Source organism: Pseudoalteromonas sp. SG43-8 (assembly GCF_014164245.1).
GTDB classification, from domain to species: Bacteria; Pseudomonadota; Gammaproteobacteria; order Enterobacterales; family Alteromonadaceae; genus Pseudoalteromonas; species Pseudoalteromonas distincta.
Window position 1 is genome coordinate 362,042 of record NZ_JACJEX010000002.1, and the last position, 21,994, is coordinate 384,035.

Annotated in this window: 21 protein-coding genes; 11 read left to right on the forward strand and 10 right to left on the reverse strand. The window is 38.8% G+C overall.

What is annotated here, in order from left to right:
- Positions 1 to 39: 39 nt before the first annotated feature.
- On the reverse strand, positions 40 to 696 hold the full coding sequence (locus H5122_RS06880; RefSeq protein WP_182681767.1) for a YoaK family protein: 657 nt from the start codon (positions 694 to 696) through the stop codon (positions 40 to 42).
- A gap of 29 nt (positions 697 to 725) precedes the next feature.
- Complete coding sequence (locus H5122_RS06885; protein WP_182681768.1) at positions 726 to 1,415, reverse strand: ABC transporter substrate-binding protein; 690 nt, start codon at positions 1,413 to 1,415, stop codon at positions 726 to 728.
- 123 nt (positions 1,416 to 1,538) lie between these two features.
- Here H5122_RS06885 and H5122_RS06890 point away from each other — a divergent pair, with 123 nt between their 5' ends.
- The 3 genes from H5122_RS06890 (at position 1,539) to H5122_RS06900 (ending at position 3,329) form a co-directional block, all read left to right on the forward strand.
- Positions 1,539 to 1,787: a TIGR03643 family protein gene (locus tag H5122_RS06890; protein ID WP_024595124.1), complete on the forward strand. Its 249-nt coding sequence runs from the start codon at positions 1,539 to 1,541 to the stop codon at positions 1,785 to 1,787.
- 76 nt (positions 1,788 to 1,863) lie between these two features.
- The gene (locus tag H5122_RS06895; protein ID WP_024595125.1) at positions 1,864 to 2,226 is read left to right on the forward strand and encodes a hypothetical protein; all 363 of its coding nucleotides are present in this window, start codon (positions 1,864 to 1,866) and stop codon (positions 2,224 to 2,226) included.
- Positions 2,227 to 2,249: 23 nt separating this feature from the next.
- Positions 2,250 to 3,329 (forward strand): endonuclease/exonuclease/phosphatase family protein, encoded by a 1,080-nt coding sequence (locus H5122_RS06900; RefSeq protein WP_182681769.1) that lies wholly within the window; start codon positions 2,250 to 2,252, stop codon positions 3,327 to 3,329.
- Positions 3,330 to 3,451: 122 nt separating this feature from the next.
- Here H5122_RS06900 and H5122_RS06905 read toward each other — a convergent pair whose 3' ends face one another.
- The 4 genes from H5122_RS06905 to H5122_RS06920 form a co-directional block, all read right to left on the reverse strand.
- The gene (locus tag H5122_RS06905) at positions 3,452 to 3,880 is read right to left on the reverse strand and encodes a hypothetical protein (protein WP_182673310.1); all 429 of its coding nucleotides are present in this window, start codon (positions 3,878 to 3,880) and stop codon (positions 3,452 to 3,454) included.
- A gap of 282 nt (positions 3,881 to 4,162) precedes the next feature.
- Positions 4,163 to 5,092 carry a hypothetical protein gene (locus H5122_RS06910; protein ID WP_182681770.1) on the reverse strand — a complete coding sequence of 310 codons (930 nt, stop codon included), beginning with the start codon at positions 5,090 to 5,092 and terminating at the stop codon, positions 4,163 to 4,165.
- 414 nt (positions 5,093 to 5,506) lie between these two features.
- Positions 5,507 to 6,883: an NAD-dependent succinate-semialdehyde dehydrogenase gene (locus H5122_RS06915; protein ID WP_182672851.1), complete on the reverse strand. Its 1,377-nt coding sequence runs from the start codon at positions 6,881 to 6,883 to the stop codon at positions 5,507 to 5,509.
- Between the two features lie 215 nt (positions 6,884 to 7,098).
- The gene (locus tag H5122_RS06920) at positions 7,099 to 7,614 is read right to left on the reverse strand and encodes an NUDIX hydrolase (protein WP_182672850.1); all 516 of its coding nucleotides are present in this window, start codon (positions 7,612 to 7,614) and stop codon (positions 7,099 to 7,101) included.
- A gap of 237 nt (positions 7,615 to 7,851) precedes the next feature.
- Between H5122_RS06920 and H5122_RS06925 the strand changes: the two genes are divergently transcribed.
- The 6 genes from H5122_RS06925 to H5122_RS06950 all read left to right on the forward strand — a co-directional run bounded on the left by H5122_RS06925 (position 7,852) and on the right by H5122_RS06950 (position 14,332).
- A complete protein-coding gene (locus H5122_RS06925; RefSeq protein ID WP_182673313.1) occupies positions 7,852 to 9,192 on the forward strand; it encodes a sigma-54 dependent transcriptional regulator in 1,341 nt (446 codons plus the stop codon).
- Between the two features lie 14 nt (positions 9,193 to 9,206).
- On the forward strand, positions 9,207 to 9,416 hold the full coding sequence (locus H5122_RS06930) for a histidine kinase (protein WP_039485081.1): 210 nt from the start codon (positions 9,207 to 9,209) through the stop codon (positions 9,414 to 9,416).
- Positions 9,417 to 9,454: 38 nt separating this feature from the next.
- Positions 9,455 to 10,939, forward strand: coding sequence for an ATP-binding protein (locus tag H5122_RS06935; RefSeq protein ID WP_182672848.1), 1,485 nt, complete (start codon positions 9,455 to 9,457; stop codon positions 10,937 to 10,939).
- Positions 10,940 to 11,401 (forward strand): response regulator, encoded by a 462-nt coding sequence (locus tag H5122_RS06940; RefSeq protein WP_039485075.1) that lies wholly within the window; start codon positions 10,940 to 10,942, stop codon positions 11,399 to 11,401. It begins immediately after the preceding gene.
- Positions 11,402 to 11,411: 10 nt separating this feature from the next.
- The gene (locus tag H5122_RS06945) at positions 11,412 to 13,379 is read left to right on the forward strand and encodes a hybrid sensor histidine kinase/response regulator (protein WP_039485072.1); all 1,968 of its coding nucleotides are present in this window, start codon (positions 11,412 to 11,414) and stop codon (positions 13,377 to 13,379) included.
- Positions 13,380 to 13,711: 332 nt separating this feature from the next.
- Complete coding sequence (locus H5122_RS06950; RefSeq protein ID WP_149602190.1) at positions 13,712 to 14,332, forward strand: fumarylacetoacetate hydrolase family protein; 621 nt, start codon at positions 13,712 to 13,714, stop codon at positions 14,330 to 14,332.
- On the opposite strand, the gene H5122_RS06955 is transcribed toward H5122_RS06950, so the two are convergent.
- The 3 genes from H5122_RS06955 to H5122_RS06965 form a co-directional block, all read right to left on the reverse strand.
- Entirely contained in the window at positions 14,283 to 15,206 is a 924-nt protein-coding gene (locus H5122_RS06955) for an ABC transporter substrate-binding protein (protein WP_182681771.1), read from the reverse strand. The genes H5122_RS06950 and H5122_RS06955 overlap by 50 nt on opposite strands.
- A 116-nt stretch (positions 15,207 to 15,322) precedes the next feature.
- Positions 15,323 to 16,375, reverse strand: coding sequence for an aldo/keto reductase (locus H5122_RS06960; RefSeq protein ID WP_182681772.1), 1,053 nt, complete (start codon positions 16,373 to 16,375; stop codon positions 15,323 to 15,325).
- A gap of 18 nt (positions 16,376 to 16,393) precedes the next feature.
- Positions 16,394 to 16,822, reverse strand: coding sequence for a thioesterase family protein (locus tag H5122_RS06965; RefSeq protein ID WP_182681773.1), 429 nt, complete (start codon positions 16,820 to 16,822; stop codon positions 16,394 to 16,396).
- Positions 16,823 to 17,550: 728 nt separating this feature from the next.
- On the opposite strand from H5122_RS06965, the gene dinB reads away from it, so the two are divergent.
- Both dinB and H5122_RS06975 read left to right on the forward strand, forming a co-directional pair.
- The gene (gene dinB, locus H5122_RS06970; RefSeq protein ID WP_039485058.1) at positions 17,551 to 18,603 is read left to right on the forward strand and encodes a DNA polymerase IV; all 1,053 of its coding nucleotides are present in this window, start codon (positions 17,551 to 17,553) and stop codon (positions 18,601 to 18,603) included.
- Positions 18,604 to 18,732: 129 nt separating this feature from the next.
- Complete coding sequence (locus tag H5122_RS06975; protein WP_039485056.1) at positions 18,733 to 20,253, forward strand: leucyl aminopeptidase family protein; 1,521 nt, start codon at positions 18,733 to 18,735, stop codon at positions 20,251 to 20,253.
- A gap of 71 nt (positions 20,254 to 20,324) precedes the next feature.
- Here the strand turns inward: H5122_RS06975 and H5122_RS06980 are convergent, their stop codons facing one another.
- Positions 20,325 to 21,962, reverse strand: a complete 1,638-nt coding sequence (locus H5122_RS06980) for a methyl-accepting chemotaxis protein (RefSeq protein WP_182673317.1) — start codon at positions 21,960 to 21,962, stop codon at positions 20,325 to 20,327.
- Between the last annotated feature and the right edge of the window lie 32 nt (positions 21,963 to 21,994).

The window sequence follows — 21,994 nt, forward strand, 5'->3', positions numbered from 1 at the left end:
TATAATATGCGGTTTTAATATGCATTTAAACTTGTTGCGTTAAAGCGTACGTAACCTGTAAACCCGATATGTAATTGATAAAACAAAACAAGCCACAGCAGGAAACACCAAAGCCAGCACTAAGTAATGCTTAAATAAAACGTAGCCGGTTATACCGCCTATTAAAAAGCCTGCAATAATGAGTAAAAACATAACGCCTTTACGGGTATCAAATTGCTCACCTTTAAGCGCTTTACCTAGCATTAAACCAAGGTCAGTAAAAATACCGGTTAAATGTGTCGTACGTATAACAGCACCACTGTAATTAGTTGCTAGCGCATTTTGTAACCCACACGCAGCTGACGTTAAAACAATGCCGTAAACGAATGTGTTTTTGAGTAAATAAGCACTCGCAAGTAGTAGCAATCCTTCAATAAAAAGCAAAGTGTCGTAATGACGACCAAGCTTTAATGAGCCACCAGAGAGCAAAAAGCCCGACAGTGCCGAACCCAACATAAAGCTAATAATTATTGAAAGTAGCAATAAGGCAGTACTAGGATTAGTTATTGCTTTAATACCAAGTAAAGTAACAGAGCCAGATACATGCGAAATAGCCTGGTGCTCAAATCCTAATAAGCCTACAGCGTTTACTATGCCCGCTATAAATGCGAGCGTAAACGCGCCATATTCAACCCACTTTGGTAGTTTTGTAAACATTGGTTATCTCTTAACGTGTGCGGTGTTAATTATTGAGTTTGTGTTTTAAAACGCTTTATTTGCTCATCAACTAATTTTGTATCTATTACGCCACGCTTAAAAGCAATGTAAGTAGGAAACGTAAACTCATTGAGCTGCCTAGCGGATACGTTTTTATATTCCTTTGAGTACCACAAACCCGCTTGATAGTTAGTTATTGCATATTCAACGCGATTTTTTTCTAGCAGCTCAAAAGTGTCTTTAGTTGAAAGTGAACGAAGCAGATTATTCTCATCAAGGTTATACTTTTTAGCAATAACCTCAGGCACAGGAACGCCGCGCAGCATTGCTATTGGGGTATTTGATAAATCGTCAGTGAGCAATTTATCTTTGTTTAAAGCAAATAAACCATACTTAGTAGTATGCAAGGGCACGCTTGTAAAATCTAAATACCTTGCTCGTTCCTCTGTATTGGCCAAAGAGAAATAGCAGTCGTAGTAGCCCAGCGCCATTTCTTTTTTAACGCGCGCCCATGGCAGATGAATTACGTCAATTTTAAGATTTAAGTTACGCTCAATAAAGGTTAAGTATTCAATATCTAAACCCGTGAACGTATCGCTTTTCTCATCAAATATAGTAAAAGGCGGGTAGTGAGTTGTTACGCAGCGCAAAGTCTTACTTGGCGCTGCAAGTAATAATGAAGGTAAAGTTAAAGCTAAAAACAGAAATATTGCGCGCATAAATAAAAATTCGATATCTTTTAAAATACATAAATTGAACGCCAATTATACAGTTACTGAGCTTAATTGCATTGATCTAAGTATTTTTACCTAGCGTATAAGTTAAATTTTGTGAGATATACCATGTTTAACGCAGAGCAGCAGTCACGCATTATCGAAATGGCGTGGGAAGATAGAACCCCTTTTGAGGCAATAGAGCAGTTATACGGATTAAAATACCCGCAGCTGGTGGTATTTATGCGCGAACATATTTCAAAAGGCAGTTTTAAAGTGTGGCGTAAACGCCATGCTGGTCGTAAAACAAAACACTTAAAATTACGCGATCCCGCTATTATGCGAAGCCACTGTAAAACACAATATAAACAACGTTAAATAAATGTAAGCTGTTTCATATGATGTTCAGCCGTGTTTGTTAACCTTTAGCTATTAATTACGCTAGAGATTATTTATGAGAGCACTAACATACACAGCACTAATAGCATTGGCTTTATGTTCAATAAGCGCAGATGCGAAACCGCATAAAGATAAGCATGGTCATAAACACGGCCATAATAAGCATCATTCACATAAACACAACGACAATGACTACCTTTCTAAAAAAGAGGCAAAGCAGTTAATTCGCGCAGGTTGGACGCCACCAGGGCTAAGTAAAAGCTACCACCGAGGCGACTATTTAGATCGTGATTTATATAAACGAGGTAGAGTGATTGAACGCTCTAGAGATAATGGTACAGTGAGTATAGAAATAGACCGTACAGTTATCCATATGGTGCACGACACCCGAGAAATACTTTCAATTTTAAGTCGCTAAACTAACTTTATAAGGATATTAAAATGCTTATTGCGCTGGCTATAATTATTGGCTTTTTTTTACTGGTTACCTTGTTGCCTATGTCGTACAGCCAGCATTACTTAGTGCGTAGCTGCGACTTTGTGCGCTTACAAGTATTTTATATTGCCAGTTTTGTAGCCGTTACATCGTTGTTTTTATTATGGCAAAGTAGCGCAATAGGTTATGTATTTATAGCCTTAACCTCATTATTTATAATGATTTTACAAGGTAAATGGATTTACCCGTATACGTGGCTTGCTAAAAAAGAAGTGCAAAGCGCACCAAAGCATATAGACCACAGCGTACGAATTATGTCGGCAAATGTACTTATGTCGAACCATAAAAGTGAGCAGCTAATTAGCCTTGTAGATGAGCATCAACCCGACCTACTTATTACGCTTGAGAGCGATAGCTGGTGGGAAAATAAATTATCAGTCATTAAAAAAAATTACCCGTATTACATAGAATGCCCTAAAGACAATCGTTATGGCATGCACTTATACAGCAAGTTTAAAATACTCGATGCACAAATATGTGAGCTAATAGAAGAAGATATTCCTTCAATTCATATTCTGTTTGAAAATGATGAAGGCCTGCAAATGCAAGGTCACTTTATTCACCCCGCACCACCAAGCCCGACAGAGGAAGACTCATCACGTCCGCGCGACTCTGAGCTAATAATGGTGGCTAAAGCACTTAAAAACCCAACACGACCTACCATAGTTGCCGGTGATTTAAACGACGTAGCATGGTCGCGTAGCACCCGTTTGTTTATGCAAATAAGTGGCTTTTTAGACCCTCGAAAAGGCCGTGGTTTTTATAACACCTTTCATGCAAGCTACTTTTTTATGCGTTGGCCGCTCGATCACTTATTTCACAGCGAAGGCTTTAAAGTAAAACGTATTAAGCGCTTAGCTAAGTATGGCTCTGATCACTTTGCGCTACTGACTGAGCTTTCTTTTGAGAACGCCAATCAGGAGTCACTAGAAGATAAACCCGAAGATCTAAAGCATGAAGAAATCCAAGAGCTTGCTATGAATAAGGCAGATAAGCGAAAAGTGCCGAGGTTTGAGGAAAAGTGATAGCTGCTAGTTTTTAGCTATCAGTTGAATAAGTCTTAGAGCGTGAAGTGGTCGTTAGTCACCTTACACTGCGCGCAGTGCAAGACGCGGACCCGAATATCTTGCGACTGATCGTAGCTTTGTTATATTTTTCCTAGATTGAAACCTTGTTTATCTAACCACTTTTCATAGATTTCATAGTGATAACGCCCTGCATCTTCAAAACGTAGCTTGGAATCCAAATCACTTTCTCTTTGAGCACAGAGGCGTAACTTATCGTAGATTTTACAGGTAAATAAATGAATAAATGCATTGATTGTTTCTTCAGGTTGATGCCCTAAAACGTTTCTGCAATCTGTAACAACTGCTGCGAACAAGTCGCCTTTACAATATTCTTCTACTTCGAAGTACTTGCCTGCTTTTTGAAAGTAAGGGATTATTTTTGTATAACTTGAGTGGCTATAACCACCGATTTGGCCCATTTGAGGAATAATGGTTTGCAATAATTCAATTGCTTCATCAAATCGCTTCTCTTTAGCTAAAGAAGTCGCTATTTTTAACTGCTCATTCATTTCACTCATAAGCCCTTCAGATGAATAACGGTTTAATTATAAGAAAGTAGCCTCTTTTTCTGCCGTAACTTCGCCTATTTATATTCAAAAGCAATATATCAATATTAATTAGATTTACTAGTCAAACACTTAATAAGTATTTTCTTCTTTTAAATTGTAGAAACGTCGCTAATTCTATTTAAGGAGAAAGTGGCCAGTAATAACTGAAAAAACAAAATTAATCGCTTTTTTTCTTGAATATTTAGAAAATAATTTAAGAAAAATGTCCAGAGAGCATTAAAATTAACTTTTTTTGGCTGAAAATGAATCAAAACTAACGCTTGAATGGTTAATGTTAAAGCAATTTTTATTTTGAAGATAATTCACGACATCAAACCACTCAGTATTTACATTATGTTTTACTAGTCCCATGGTAATAATTCGACCATAGCATTTATTAAATCCACTAGAATTAAAGTAGTTATTCGTAAGCTCATTAATATTATTTTTAGCTAGCTCTACCGCATCGCTAATTAGTTCTCTATTAAGTGTATGTTTCTGTCCAATAGCATAAACATAACCATCTATAATCTCTTTTAAATCAATAGTTTTGAATTCATTTAAAATCTCTTTCGGCACACCGATCTTTATTAATTCATCATATTCATAGAATATTTCAAAACATATAAAAAAACCTCCGGTGTTATTAATGTTATTCGTTCTAAATTTGTTAATTGGTAATGCACTGTGTTGGCTATAGCCCCTTAGTTTACAAGCGATACGGTAAAGGTTGTTATTATCAAAAATACTCTCACGTTGTTCTCTAACTTTTTTAATTACTGCTTCATCTTCTGTGATGTCGTAAGCAAGTGTTTTGGGAGGGGTATTGTTTTTACTCTTTTTTTTATTTCTCTTAGATTCTTCAAAGTAATGCCAATCTAAATATAGTTTACCCAAGTTTAGAAGATTAAATGCTAGGCGGTTCAATGAGCTTCTTATTTCGTAGTTTAGATTATAATCTAGTAGCATGCTCGCTGCTGTTCTCATATTCCAATAGTTTAACTTATTTTTAAAATCTAAATGAGCTTCTATTATTTGGTCGTAGAGTGTTTCGGCTTTTAAAGTGTTAGAAAGAACTTTTTTGGATTTTAAAAAATCTTCAACAATATTTTCAGAGAGCTCATAGACTTTCTCCTCATAGTTTTCAATATTCGTAACGATAAACTGATTCAATTTTACACCATGCAAAGCAACAACAATTTAAGATTTTATTTTGCACGTGAAAACCAACTTTATCAACGATCGTTGTTCACTCATTATTGCCAGCCTGATTAAGTCTATCTGTATCTATATAAACTCTAAGTTCAGTATCAGCTTCTACATTTCAATTATTAGTGCTGTGTTTAATCGAGTTTATCGAGCTATTTGCACTCAAACTGTTTAAAAATCATGCCTGTGTTTTTATCAAATAAGCTAAATTGTGAAGTGAGGTTTTAAATTTGTATTTTAAAGCGCATAACACTGAGTAACACTAGCCCACAAAAAAGCCTAAAAGTGGGTAACCACTTTTAGGCTTAGTAATTTTTGTATTTTAAACAGGTATTAAGAATCTGTATTTAAAACACTTATTTCATTTATGCAGCTAAATTAGCTATTGATCATAATACATTTGATATTCACAAATTCGCGCATACCAAAGCCGCCGTGCTCTCGGCCGTAGCCACTTTCTTTAACACCACCAAACGGTAGGTTAGGTTGTGCTAAACCGTAGCCGTTAATATTGATCATGCCTGTGTCAAAGTACTTTTTAGCTAGTTCAATGGCTTTTTTCTCATCTTTAGAGAAAATACCGCCGCCTAAACCGTAGCGAGAGTCGTTAGCGATGCGCATTGCATCGTCGTTGTCTTTGGCTTTAATAAGCGAAGCTACTGGGCCAAATAATTCGTCGTCGTAGGCTGGCATACCAGGGGCTAAGTTATCTAGTAGAGTAGGTGGGTAGTAATAGCCTGTTTGCGAAGGTATTTCGCCGCCCGTTACTATGTTTGCACCTGCTTTAACTGATTCCATTACTTGGTCGTGAATACCGTCGCGTAAGTCTTCACGTGCCATTGGACCTAAGTCTGTGTCATCAGCCATTGGATCGCCCATTTTCATGGCTTCAAATTGCTCTTTAATTTGCGCTTTAAAGTCATCGTAAAGTGACTCTACAACAACGAAACGTTTAGCTGAAACACACGTTTCACCGTTATTGATCATGCGCCCAGTTACACAGGTTTTAACTGCAAGCTCTAGGTCTGCATCATCAAGTACTAAGTAAGCGTCGTTACTACCAAGCTCTAACACCGTTTTCTTAACGTGTTTACCTGCTTCTTCTGCTACTTTTTTACCTGTCGCATCACTACCGGTAAAGGTTACGCCGCTAATTGCTTTGTGCGAAATTAAAGAACTGGCTGTTTTGCCGTCGATAAGTAGATTGTTAAAGCAATACTCTGGGAAACCAGCTTGTTTAAATAGCTCTTCTATTTTTTCAGCCATGCCAAATACATTACCAGCATGTTTTAATACGGTTGTGTTACCCGCCATGATGTTAGCAGCACTGTAGCGAATTACCTGATAAAGCGGAAAGTTCCACGGTTGAATACCTAATAGTACACCTGTTGGTTGGTAGCTGATAATTGCGCGGCCGCCGTCCATATCACGTTCTTCGTCAGCAAGTACTTGTGGGCCTTGTTCGGCTGTATAACGACAAATTCCTGCACATAGTTCAACTTCTTGAAAGCCTTGCTCGTAAACTTTACCCATTTCTTCGGTCATGAGTTTTGCAATAGCTTCTTTTTGATCTTCAAATAGCGATGCTAACTTATTAAGGTATTTTGCACGTTCAGTGAATGACGTTAATCGCCATTTTAAATATGTTTCGTGAGATTTTTCGATTACCTGTTCTGCTTCCTTTTGAGAAAGTAGCGTGTAGGTTTCAATGGTTTGCTCAGTTGCGGGGTTAATCGTTTTAACTGTGTTACTCATTTCTATCTCCTTACAAATTTAGTTATTCAAAAGGTGCAAGGCTAGAGCCAGTTTTTAAAAAAGTTGCTTTTGTTTTTATCCATCTGATTTTATTAGTTAAATTTATATTTTTGCTGAAGGGGTATTTTTTAAATATAAAAATTGAGGTGCTCGAGGTAGTAAAATATTCTGGGCGTTGCAAAATTTACAACACCCTCTGGGACAAACACAGAGCTTTATATTAGCTCCTTTGCAATGCGCTTTAATAAGTAAGTTTCTCGTAAAATAGAAAGCCCTTGTTTTTCACTGTTAGCAATGGTGCGCTCGTTATGTGCAATTGCGTCGTTAATATCAACCCATTTAGCTGTCATGCCATTTTGCTGCTCGTAATGCTCTAACTGCGCTTTGCCAAACTCGTCGGCAATACTGCATACAAAGCAATACGATTTAATATGAATAATATCAAAATCGTCTTTATACCAAGGACGATACTCTTCATAGAGTCCATAAGCTTTAACTACACTTATTTGTTGTGCACCGGTTTCCTCGCTTAGTTCGCGAATTAAGCCTTGCTCAATGCTTTCGCCGTCATCTACTCCACCGCCGGGTAGGCTGTAGTCTTCATAACGGTTTGTATACATTAAAAGTATTTTATTATTTTTAATTACAATGGCGCGAGCTGTTAAGCGTGTAAATTGAGTGCCTTGGTCAATATTAATACCTGAATGTATTAAGGTTTTTAATTGCTGCATTTCGTCTCCTTTTTTAGGTTTTTAATAATAATAATAGTTGCTAGCATTCTATAAATAGAAACGATTTTAATTATTAATCATAATTTATGATCGATTTTTTTCAGCATACGTAAATATTAGGTTGGTAACATTAATAGCATTTAATCGCTTAAGTTTATTTTAAAAATTAGATTCTGTGCGCACCTTTAAATTAATATCTAGGATGCGTAGAATAAGGAAAAAGAATAGGGATTTATCATGTTAGACATACTTTTAGTAGATGACGACGTTGAATTTAGTGACGTTGTTTGCCACATAGTCGAATTCCTCGGCCACAATATAAGCACAGCTACCAGTTTAAAAGAAGCACATCAATGGTTTGAAAATAATGCCTTTGATCATGTGCTGCTTGATTTTATGCTGCCTGATGGTAGCGGTTTGCACTTACTTGATCACTTAAAAACGATTGGGCAATCTCCAAAAATTACACTTATTTCGGGCCATCCTTCAGTTAAAGGTATTTTAGCTGATATGTGTGAGCCAAATGTAGGGCATTTATTAAAACCATTACAACGTGAAGATTTAGAACTCGTTTTAAATGGCCCTAAAAAAGCAGTTAAAAAAGCAAAGTCGAGCGGTATTGTACGCCACTTTGGCGGTTTGATTGGTGAATCTGAGCCAATGCAAAAGCTTTACAGCATGATTGAACGTGTAGCTAAAACAAATGCTAACGTGATGCTTATGGGTGAAAGTGGTGCAGGTAAAGAAGTAGTGGCTCAAGCTATTCATAACGCAAGCCAGTGCGAAGGGCCATTAGTTGCTAGCAACTGTGGCGCACTTTCCAAAGAGTTAATTGGTAGTGAGTTATTTGGCCACGAAAAAGGCGCATTTACAGGCGCAATTGCACGTAAAGAAGGTGTATTTGAGCAATCAAATAACGGTACTTTGTTTTTAGATGAAGTAACTGAAATGCCAATTGATATGCAGCCAAATTTACTACGAGTGCTTGAAACTAAAAAGGTAACACGCGTAGGTGGTAACAGAGAAATACCAACTAATTGCCGTGTTATTTCAGCTACTAACCGCTCGCTTACCGATTTAGCACAAAATAATGTTATTCGTGAAGATATTTACTTTAGGTTGGCTGTTTTTCCTATTGATATACCGCCACTTCGCGATAGAAAAGAAGATGTACCTTTATTAGCAAAAGCCTTTTTAGATCAACTTAATGACGAAAACGGCACTGCCTTTAGTTGGACTGCCGCACAGCTCAAAGAGCTGCAAAGCTATGAATGGCCGGGTAATGTGCGAGAGCTCCGCCATGCTATACACCGTGCATTTATTATGAGCGACCCACAAACCAGCGACATTATTTTACCTGATAACTTAGAGTCACCTTTTTCGCGCGTTAATAATCAAGCTGCCGAAAAGCCTGTATCAGCAGGGCAAACAATTGAAGAAGTTGAAAAAGAACTTATTCATGCAACGCTTGATAAGGTGCAAGGTAATAAAACGCTTGCTGCACAAATGCTGGGTATTAGTACTAAAACACTTTATAACCGCCTTAATGCATATGGCGGTATTGGCGAATATAAATAGATTTGAGGAAGGGCATGACATCCGATAACCAAACAGAGCAACTCAATAAATTAGTGCACGATGCAAGAGGGCCGCTAAATCGTATTTCGATGAATGCTGAGCTGATTAAATTGGTACTTGAAAACGATATGCCAAAAGAAAAAGCGTTAGATGCACTTGATAAAATTATCAATAATTGCCAACAGTGCAGCGAAAGTTTGCAAAAAATATCAGACTCTCAATAAATATTAAGTGTTGTATAAACTTTAATTCGGGAAGCTAAATGAGCAAGAAAAAACAGCAAGGTAAGGCGAATATCACTTGGGCAACATTTATGGTGGTTGTGCTAGGTATTATTGTGGGCAACGCATTTTTAGCATTGAATACGATTCAAGGCTTAACACAAACCCAAAAAAGTTTAGACAACACTAGCATGCTAACCACTGCAATTGAGAAGCTGCATCTATCCATAGTGCAGGCTGAGTCAGGACAGCGTGGTTATTTATTGACAGAAGAGGCTGACTATTTAACGCCGTACTACGATGCTGTAGGCCAAATTGAAGCGCAAACAGATCATGTCAAGTCGCTTCACTCTGAGATTGACGGTCAAGCTGAGCGTATAGCCCAGTTGTTAGTTCTTGTAGATAGTAAAATTAAAGAATTAAAACAAACTGTAAACCTTGCGCTAGATGACAAAGAAAGACGTGCGTTGTATGTATTAAATACGCATAAAGGAAGAAAGCTTTATAAGCAAATTAGAGAGTATGTTAATGAAATTCAAGACCGTGAATTACTCTTTAAAGTAAGCCATTTTTCTAAATTAGCACAGATTAAAAATGAAGCTAAAATTACATTCGCTATAACAGCAATAACGAGTGCGTTACTGATTATTGGTATGTTTATTATGACGCGCCTTAATTTAAGAAATGCAGCACAATATCGTTTTGAGCTTGAAAAACAAAACGAAACATTAGCAATGAAGGTTTCTGAACGGACACAAGAGCTAACATTATATTCAGATGAATTGAGCCGTAGTAACCGAGAGCTTGAAGAGTTTGCTTTTGTAGCAAGCCATGATTTACAAGAACCTCTTAGAAAAATCCAAGCCTTTAGCGACCGTCTTGAAACCATGTTTAAAGATGAATTGGGTGAAAAGGGGATGGATTACATTGGGCGCATGAAAAATGCAGCGCAGCGTATGTCTAATTTAATAAACGACTTATTAGAGTTTTCGCGAATTACAACGCGTGGTAAAGATTTTGATGACACGAATTTAAATGAAGTTGTAGCTGATATATTAAGTGATTTAGAGATAGCGATAAAAGAGTCTGAAGCACAAATTGATGTAGATGATTTGCCAGTTATTCAGGCAGATAAAAGCCAAATGCAGCAGCTGTTTTTAAATTTGTTGTCGAACGCTGTTAAATTTAGGTGTCCCGACGTAAACCCACACATAAAAATTAGTTATCAAGATGAAGATATTTTCAGCTCTGATCATAATACTCATTTAAGTTTTCAAGTTATTACCATAGAAGATAACGGTATTGGTTTTTCACAAGACTATGCCGATAAAATATTTGTACCGTTTCAGCGCTTGCATGGACGCTCACAATATAAAGGCACGGGTATTGGCCTTTCTGTATGTAGGCGTATTGTGGAGCGCCACGGCGGAACAATTACAGCCCAAAGTAAAGACGGTGAAGGTGCAACCTTTATTATAAAACTACCTGTGGAAGCTGAGCTTTTCACATTGCAAGGAGAGGCTTAAATGCCCTATTCAAAAGTAAAACCGATTACTATTTTAATGGCAGACGACGATGAAGATGATCGTTTGTTAACACAGGATGCCCTTGCTGAAAGTCGTGTACTTAACGAGCTTCATTTTGTTGAAGATGGCGTTGAGTTGCTTGAGTATTTAGAGCGTAAAGGTAAGTTTGAAGACAAAGCAGTTTCGCCGCGTCCTGGACTTATATTACTTGATTTAAATATGCCTAGAATGGATGGCCGTGAAGCGCTTGAAGCTATAAAAGGAAACCCTAACTTAAAGGGAATTCCGGTTGTTATATTAACTACGTCTAAACAAGAAGAAGACATGGTTAAAGGGTATAACTTAGGTGCTGCATCTTACATTACAAAACCAGTAACGTTTGATGGTTTGGTTGATTTGATGAAAACGCTAGGAAAATACTGGGTAGAATTTGTAGAGCTACCGACAACATTTAACGATTAATGGAGATTGTATGTTAGATAAAGTGACTCAGTTGCTGCTTGTAGAAGACGATGAAGATGATTACATACTCACCTGCGACTATCTGGACCAATTGGATTCACACACGTTTAACATTCAATGGATAAGCTCCCCAGAGCAGGCAATTGCAACGCTTAGTAAAAATGAGCACGACATTTGCCTGCTTGATTACCGCTTGGGTGCATCGAATGGTTTAGATGTATTAAAAGAAGCAATTGCCAATGGCTTTAGCGGACCGATTATTATGCTTACCGGGCAGTCAAACGACGAGTTAGACTCGGCGGCGCTTGATGCCGGTGCAGTAGATTACTTAATTAAAACAGAAATGAGTTCGAGCCGCTTTGCGCGTGCTATTCGTTATGCTTTGGCACGTAAAGATGTTGAAGGCGAGAGAGTAGAGCGCTTAAAAGCTGAGGCCGAAAACCGTTCAAAAGATCGATTTTTAGCTCATTTGAGCCATGAGTTACGTACTCCTCTATCGTCTATTTTAGGCTACACCGAACTGTTAATGCAGAGCGATTTTAGTCAGCAAGCTGAAAATGAATTGGGTGTTATTTATCGAAATGGTAAACACTTATTGAGCTTGTTAAACGACGTGCTCGACTTATCAAAAATAGCTGCCGATAAACTGGAACTTACCCTAAGCGAAGTTAACCTTGATAGCATGCTTGCCGATGTTTACACGCTAATGCGCGTATCGGTGCTTGATAAGGGCCTTACGCTGCGCTTTGAATCTCATCAGCCATTACCTTTGGTTGCACGACTTGATGCAACAAGAGTTCGTCAAATTTTAATAAATCTAATAAACAATGCGGTTAAATTTACCGATAAAGGCGAAATTGTTGTTAATGCGTGGACGCAATGGGTTGATGATCGCGAAATGCTATTTTTTAGCATTAAAGATTCAGGTATGGGCATTGCCCCTGAAAAACAAGAACTCATATTTAAGCCATTTGAACAAATAGCCGATGTAGAATCACGCTCTGTAGGTGGCGCAGGCTTAGGTTTGGCAATATGTGCTGAATTGTTAGCGCGTATGCACGGTGATATTAGTTTGCACTCTGAAATAGGCAAAGGTTCTACATTTACGATTTCGGTATATCCAGGTGATATTAGCGAAGTAGAACGACAAGTACTTAATTTTAGTAGTGCCCCACAATTACAAAGTAAATCGGCTCCATGCAAAGTGCATGGGCGAGTATTAGTGGTTGATGATTTACGTGATTTACGCATGCTAGTTGGTCATATGATCAGTACCTGTGGTGCGCGCGTAGATTATGCCGAACATGGCCAGCAAGCACTTGAAAAAGTACGCATAGCAGATGCGTATAAAGCGCCTTACGATATTATTTTTATTGATATTCATATGCCTGTAATGGGCGGCAAGGAAGCTACCATAGAGCTTAGAAAAATGGGCTACAAAGGCCCAATAATTGCGCTCACTGCCGCTACTATGAAAGGCATACATGAGGAGCTTGCTGCACTTGGTTTTAACGATGTAATACCAAAGCCTGTTGATAGCGCGGCTTTATATCAATGTTTGCAAGATTACTTGGTAGCGCCAGAGCATGCACCGCAAGCTAAAGATATAAATTGTAGTAATGGCTTAACCGAGAAAAAGCAGCGCTTTTTACTTGTGGAAGACGATCATGATGCAGCGCAAATTACGCAACTACTTTTAGAAAGTTTAGGTGTTGAAACCGTCATTGCGTCTAGCTGCGCACAATGTTTGCAAATACTTAATCACGACCAGCAATTTAATAAGGTATTGTTAGATATGCATTTACCTGATGGTCGTGGCGTAGACTTAGGTCAGCAAATTAATGAACGATATCCTGAATTACGTTTAGTGATTGTAAGTGGCGCAGAGCCAGATCCAAGAGAAATAAAAGATTTAAATATTGACCGAGTTTTACTTAAACCTATTAATTTGAGCTTACTTGAAACGCTTATTAGCTAGGGCCGGTTTATCTTTCGAGGTTAAATTTGCAGCAGTATGTTTGGTTTTTAGGCAAGGCAGAGCCTGTGTAGTGTGGTTATTCCCCATAAATAGGCGATAACGTAGCACAAATGCCAAACATGCGCTGCCCGAAGGCTTCTGCCTAGGGGCTATTTACTCTTTGTTGCTCGGTTTTTACTTATTCTTACAGGGATGTAAGTCAGTAGAATAACGCAGGAGCAGTTATCGAGCCCACTAGGTTACAAATCTCGCGCCGCGATTAAATAGCCCCTAGATTGAACAAATTTTAATCCTGAAAGGTCAACAGGTCCAATAACTGAGACATTATTTATATGCATTCAATAAAGTTAGTATCTGAAGAATTAACACCATCAAAAGTAGTGTGTGTTGGTCGTAATTATACCGCACACATTGCAGAGCTAAATAACGAAACGCCAGATCAAATGGTTTTATTTAATAAGCCAAATAGCGCAATTACTAATACGTTATTTGCAGCTCACAACGGCGATACGCTGCATTATGAAACCGAGTTGTGTTTTGTAGTTAAAGATAAAAAATTTGCAGGTGTTGGACTCGGCCTTGATTTAACTAAGCGTACTGTGCAAAGTAAATTAAAAAATAAAGGGCTTCCATGGGAGCGCGCTAAAGCGTTCGACGGCTCTGTAATTTTAACTGATTTTGTAGCGCTAACTGATGCAATGAAGCACTTTACCTTTGAACTTAAAATTAATAATGAAGTGATTCAGCGAGGTGATACTCATTTTATGCTGCACAACCCTGACTCAATTTTACAAGAAATTAGTGAATTTATGAGCTTAGAAGACGGTGATGTAATAATGACAGGTACACCGTCGGGCGTAGGTGAGGTAACAGCTAAAAGTATTTTTGCAGTGGCGCTTTATGCTAATGATCAGTGTTTGCTTGAGCATCAGTGGCAAGTAAGTAAAAATTAATGACTTGCTGTTGGTAGTGTTTATCAAAGTCAGTAAAGGTGGTTTTAAGCCAATTATGCTGACTTTGTTGATACTCAGGCGATTGAAGTACATTATCTTTTAATGCGCGGTTAATTTTTTTAAGGGCTTGCTCTGCAAAATTATTAGGTGCTTTAGCCGCACAGCCTATTGCTCCTCTTATAAATTGAATGTCATTTTCTGCAATTGGCACACTTTCTATATTCGTATACTCCCCTTGTTTATTAAAGTAATCAGCCATAAACGGGTAATCAATTGAGTAGTCTAAAAAGCCGTGACTCAAGCGTGCTATAACAGCCTGACTTTCATTTTCGCTACTCCAACTTAACGAAGACTCTTTATCTCGTTTTGTATTTTCAATAATTGTATTAATTTTAGTTGTAAATTTACGTGCAGCCGCTTGCCCGTATATATATTGCGGGTCGGTTAATAAATTAATCAGGTGAATAGGCGAGCCGTGCTTTTCTTCTAATTGCGGCTTTAGCTCTTTAGTCGTGATAATTGAAAATGGGGGATATACCGTTGTTGGATTTGAGTAGTTAAGTTGTTGGTTATTATTTTTTTTATAAATAACACACGGAAAACATACATTTTTCCCTTCATTTAAATATTTATTTATACGCTGCTGAGGAACAATTAAGCGAGTATGTTTTACATCAGTTATGGTTCTGATGAGTTGCTCGGTTAGGTTGTCGCAAATTCCGCCTTGTGGTGCGCTTTCGCTTTTAGCTATATGAAAAGGGGGCGTGTAACTTTGCAGCCAAATAATTTCTTCTAGAGGCTGTACTTTTTGCTCAACGGCGTGCGCGTTAAATACAATCAATAAGCAAAATGCATAGTATCCGTTTTTCAGCATTGATAAGTGTTCGTTGAATTAAGAAAACTTAATAAAAGTATAGTGTTGGTTGTAGTAGGGTCAAATATTTTAGTTAAAAGCAACCTCATTCAAGGCTGCTTTTAACTCATACATGCTTAATAAGGCATCGGATGGCTTCTAAATATGGTGTTAATCTCACTAAGAATTTCGTCGTTTAGCGTTATGCTAAATGCGTCTATATCTTCCTTTAGTTGAGCTATAGATGTTGCTCCAATAATTGAAGAAGTTACGCCATCTACTTGGTTACACCATGCTAAGGCTAGTTGTGCTGGAGTTATATTGTTTGCATGAGCCAGCTCAACATACTGCTTAGTGGCTTGCTCTGCATTGGGTGTATCTCTAAAAATACCGTTGCGCTGCATGAAGGTCCAACGAGAGCCTTCAGGGCGAGCTCCATTTAGATATTTACCCGTTAATAAACCGGCTGCTAAAGGCGACCACGGTAAGTAGGCAATATCTTCGTGTACACATTGTTCTATTAAATACGGCCAGTCTTTAGCGTGCGCTAAGCTAAACTCATTTTGAATAGATACCATACGCGGTAAGTTATGCTCTTTGGCCAAACTTAAAAACTGGCTTATACCCCATGGCGTATCGTCAGATAAACCGCAGTGCTTAATTTTACCTGCTTTAACACATTCATTAAGGCCTTCTAGAATATCAAGCATACTAGCTTGCTGCTCTTGTGTATTTACGTCGGTAAATTTAAGAGTGCCGGGCCATTGTCTGCCAAAGTGAGGGGTAGAGCGGTTTGGCCAATGTAGTTGATATAAATCAATGTAGTCTGTTTGAAGTCGCTTAAGTGAATCATCCACGGCTTCTATTACTGTTTGGCGAGTAATATTGCCGCCATCACGTACCCACGATAATCCATTGCCTGCAATTTTTGTAGCTAGTACCACATCGCTGCGCTTTTGCTGATTACGCGATAGCCAATTGCCAATAATTTCCTCGGTTTTACCATAGGTCTCTGGCGAAGGAGGCACAGCATACATTTCGGCTGTATCAATAAAGTTTACGCCTTGCTCTAGCGCGTAGGCTATTTGTTCATCAGCGTCGCTTTGAGTATTTTGTTTACCCCAAGTCATACTCCCTAGGCACACTCGAGATACGTTTACGCCACTGCTACCTAGTGGGTTGTATTGCATAAAAATTCCTTAACTAAATTAGTTTTGAGCATGGCTGATTAAAGCCGATAAAAGAGGCTCGGAGATTGGGGCTTTTTGCCCTGTAGTAAAATCAAACATTACAACTTTAGATGCACCCGTAGTCGTTATTGCTTTTTGTGCATGGCTGTAAACTGTGTAGTTCATGGTAAAGCGATCTGTTTTAAGATCTGTAATTGTAACGCCTACAGTGAGTGTGTCGGGAAAAGTTACTGGGCGTTTATAGCGAACGTTATTTTCGCTTATTACTGGGCCCACACCGTTTGGGCTTATTGTGTCGAACAGATTTATTTTATTTAAAAAGTCGATTCGGGCTATTTCAAAGTAACGTAAATACACTACATTATTTACGTGTTGTAGCGCATCCATATCAGCCCATGCTACGTTGATATCGGTATGAATAGGGTGCTGATCTTTAAACGTTTGCATTATTTATTGGCCCTTGATTTTTAAAGTACTTAGATTATCAACATGGTGTTACGAGCTCAAGGTAATTAATGGTATGTTTTTTTTATAAGATGATTGTACCTGTTTAATTTTAGGTCTACAGTTAAATTACACAGACACACAAAAACACACACAAAGGTAAAAATATGCAGAATATAATTAATTGGTCCTTAGCTTGTTTGGTTTTTATAGCCTCTTTTACCTGTTACGCGATGGGGAATGAATCTGGCGCTATCATTTTAATGTTGGCAGGATTTTTATTTGAGGTTATGTATTGGCTACGTGGTTATAAGAGATCAGAGGACAATAAACACTTTTTTTAATCGTTAACTAGGGCCTGTTGACCTTTCAGGATTAAAATTTGTTCAATCTAGGGGCTATTTAATCGCGGCGCGAGGTTTGTGACCTAGTGGGCTAAGTAAAAACCGAGCAAAGCTTCCGCGTCCTGCTCACGCCCCTTACCTACATCCATGTAGGCAACAAAGAGTAAATTGCCCCTAGGCAGAACCCTTCGGGCAGCGTATGTTTGGCATTTGTGCTACGTTATCGCCTATTTATGGGGAATAACCACACTATATAGGCTCTGCCTTGCCTAAATACCAAACATACTGCTGCAAATTTAACCTCGAAAGATAAACAGGCCCTAGGCTTGCTTATCGCATGTGATTCTATAATAATGACTGTATAAATAACCAGTTATTGTTGTGGTGATGAAGAAGTTTATTCACATAGACATGGATTGCTTTTATGCAGCAGTAGAAATGCGAGATAATCCAAAACTTGCATGTGTACCGCTTGCTATTGGAGGCAATAGCCGACGAGGCGTGCTCTCAACCGCTAACTATATAGCTAGAGAGTATGGCGTACGATCGGCTATGTCGAACTATCATGCTAAACAATTATGCCCCGATTTAGTTATTGTCCCAGGGCGCATGGCTGTATACAAAGAAGCTTCAAACCAAATACGTGAAGTATTTAGCCGCTACACAGACTTAATTGAACCCCTTTCTTTAGACGAAGCCTATCTAGATGTAACAGACAGCACCGCATGTAAAGGCAGTGCCACACTTATTGCACAGCAAATAAGAGCCGATATTTACAATGCTACAGGGCTCACTGCATCAGCAGGTATTGCACCGATTAAATTTATTGCCAAAATAGCCAGTGACGAAAACAAACCGAATGGTCAATTTGTCGTTTTGCCTGATGAGGTTGATGACTTTTTAGCGCAATTACCGTTGGGGAAAATTCCAGGAGTGGGCAAAGTAACGCTCGAAAAGCTAAATTTAAAAGGCTTATATACTGGCAAGGATGTACGTGAAAAAGGCGTTAACTGGATGCAGCAACATGTGGGTAATTTTGGTGTGTCGCTTTATCAAAAATGTGCAGGTGAGTATGTTGGTAAAGTATCCACAGATCGTATAAGAAAATCGCTGAGTGTTGAACATACCTACGAGTACAACAAAACAAGTTTGCAAGAGTGCTTAGATGAGCTGCCAAGATTGTTAGAGGAATTAGTTTTAAGGCTAAATAAACAGCAGTTACAAAACCGTATTAATAAATTGAGTGTTAAGGTGAAGTTTGCAAATTTTGTAGTGACCTCAGCCGATCAGGTATATCACGAGCTAAATACAGAAATATTTGTTCAACTACTTACTAAGGCTTACCAGCGTGGGCTTCAACAGCCTGTAAGATTACTTGGCATAGGCGTTGGCATTAAAAACGAGCCAGAGCAAAACTTCCAACTTAGTATTCTCGATTAAGCTGTAAAGCCTGTAACTCCAAGTTGCCATTTATTGATAGGTTATGTGATTAGCTCATCGCTCCTTGCTGGTCTTCAATATTTAAATCGACGATAATAGGGGCTTATGTTTTCTAACAGGACCTTATTTATGGCATACCCTCAAGCGGTTAGTGCAAGCCTTGAATGCACATCTCATGATGCGCTTATTATTATTAGTAATGACTTTTCTCAGTTACCAAATAACTCATTACGTGATGCTATTTTAGCTCAAGCAAACGTAGATTCTCGCATCGGTAAGCAAGTGACTTTATTAGTAATTGAAAACAAGCGCGTTGTACTTGCGCCAACCGGTCCGTTAAATAGAGATTACGACGACGTGCGTCGTTATTTTGATGCTGCTAAATTAGCAATTAACGAAGCAAAAGCGTCGGGCAGTGTTAACCCTGCATTATTTTTACCAAATTTAAATGGCGATAGCCGTTATCAGCATGCTTTAGAAGTTGCTTATTTAGGCGCTTGCCAAGCCTTATGGCAGCCATTAGAAGCGCGTGAATATCACGGTGAAAGCATTGAACCAATTACACAGATTGGTTTAGTTGGCGCAAGCGAGCAAACTATTAAAGCTGTTAATGCAATTGCAGCTGGCCAATATGCAGCGCGTGACCTGTGTGGCACTGAACCTGAGCGTATGGCTCCCCCACGTTTTGCTGATTACTGCGTCGAATTGTTTAAAGGCTCAAACATTGCAGTTGACGTAATTGATGATATTGCAGCTATCGATAAAAACTACCCAATGCTAAGTACAGTTGCTCGCGCATCGTATGCAGTTGAGCGCCATCACCCACGTGTTGTTAAGCTTGAATATGTACCAGAGGGAGAAATTACTCGCACACTTATGTTTGTAGGTAAGGGCCTTGTATACGATACAGGCGGTGCAGATTTAAAAGTAGGCGGCCATATGGCAGGCATGAGTCGTGATAAAGGCGGCGCAGCTTCTGTTGCGGGCTTTATGAAAGCCGTTGCTGATTATCAGCCTAAAGGCGTTAAAGTGGTATCGTACTTAGCTGTTGTTCGTAACTCTATTGGCTCAGATTGTTTTGTGCCAGATGAAATTATTACGAGCCGTGAAGGTGTTCGTGTACGTATTGGTAATACCGATGCAGAAGGGCGTTTAGCAATGGGCGACCTGCTTAGCGAAATGAAAGATTTAGCTAAAGGTGAGATTAACCCAACGCTGTTTACTGTTGCTACATTAACGGGTCATGCGGCACGTGCAATGGGTCCTTACGGTGCGTATGTTGAAAATGGTCCAGCTCGTAGTGCTGGTGTCTCACGTCAAATAGCTGACCTTGGAGATTTGTGGGCCGATGGCGCTGAAGTATCGCGTTCACGCCGTGAAGACTACGACTTTATTAAACCACGTACGCTAGCTGACGATGTTTTATCTAGCAATAACGCAGCATCTGCCGTTACTGCTCGTGGACATCAGTTCCCTATGGCGTTTATGGCTATTGTTGGTGGGCTTGATAAGCACGGTAATGACTCTGCACAGCCTCTACCTTATGTTCATATGGATATAGCAGGTAGCGGTGTTGAAGGCGGTGATTGGCAGCATGGTAAGCCAACAGCTGCATCAGTAACGAGCTTGTTTGCACGTTATTGTTTGTAAGCTAAAAACTTACATGTAATAAAAAAGCCCTGTTAATTCAGGGCTTTTGCATTTTATGAGAACGCTATCGATTAATCTAATTTAAAACGATTAACTACGCTCGAAAGACCTTCGCTACTTTGTTTAAGGTTATCACTGGCATCGGTAAGCTGCTTAGTATTATTTAATGATTGCTCAGTTGATTGAGATAGCTCATTAATACGCAAATTAACCTCGTCGGCAGCTTGCGTTTGTTGCTCTGTGGCACGTGCTATTTGGCTGTTCATTTCGGTAATAATTGAAACAAGTCGTTCTATTTCATTAAGTGAAGTATTGGCTGATGACGCCTGCTCTACGGTAGAAACTGAAAGTGCTTGGCTTGATTTAACTGCTTCTACTGCTGCTTTTGCACCTTCTTGTAGTTTAGTGATCATGGTTTGAATTTCGTCAGTACTTTGCCCTGTACGACTTGCCAACGTTCTTACTTCATCAGCAACAACAGCAAATCCTCGACCATGCTCTCCTGCGCGAGCAGCTTCAATGGCAGCGTTTAATGCCAGTAAGTTTGTCTGCTCCGATATACTTCTTATTACGTCAAGCACAGAGCCTATATTATGGCTCTCGTTGGCTAAATCTTCTGTTACACGGCTGACTGTTTCAATGTTGCTTGAGAGTGTTTCTATTGCTGTAATTGTTTGCGCAACCACATTTTTACCCGTTGATGCGTTTTGTGCTGCATCCTTAGCTGCTTGCTCTGCGGCTTCAGCGTTACGGCTCACATCGTGTATTTGGTGAGTCATTTGCTCCATGGCAGCTGCAACTTGGGTTGAACTATCGTTTTGAAGCTCAATAAATGAGTGGCTTGTTCTACTTGAGTCGTCAACTGTATGCGCATGTTCGCTTACATCGTTTGCACTTTGTGCTACATGAACAAGTGACTCTCGCATTTTTAGAGCAAATAAATTAAATGAACGTGATAGTTCAGATATTTCATCATTACCGGATTCATTTAATTTACGGGTTAAATCGCCTTCGCCTTGAGAAATATCTTTCATCATATCGGCTGCTAAGCGAGTCGGTATTAAAATACTCTTACCTATAAAGTAACTAAGTAAAATAACAGCAATAATCATAATTATTGCACTGATGACTATAAGGTTACGTTGCTCACTAAATGCTTCGTCAATTGAATCAAGGTAAACACCCGAGCCAATAATCCACTGCCATTGATTAAAACCTTTAACAAATGCGATTTTTTCAACCGGTTTATCTTTACCTGGTTTTGGCCATTTATAAGGGATAAATCCTTCGCCAGAGCGTTTAACTATATTTACCATATCAACAAACAATGCTTTGCCGTCAGGGTCCTTGTTATTAGTTAAATCTTTTCCATCAAGCGCAGGTTTTATAGGGTGCATAACCATTGTTGGCTGGTAATTGTTAATCCAAAAGTAATTGGTTTTGTCGTAGCGCAGTGCTTTTATTGCATTAAGTGCTTGTGATTGAGCTTGTTGTTGAGTGAGAGTGTTATCTTGTTCAAGCGCATAATAGTGTTCGATTATACTGTACGCCGTTTCTACTACATTTTGTGTTTTTATGTATTGCTCGTCTTTTAGCGAACTATATTGGTGAGTTAGGCTCGATATACTAAGTATTATTAGTCCAAATACAACGATGGCTATTAACAGTGAAAAACGCTGGGTTATACTAAAACTTCGTAGATTAGGCATACATTTATCCTCAAAAAGTGTGCGCTTTAGCG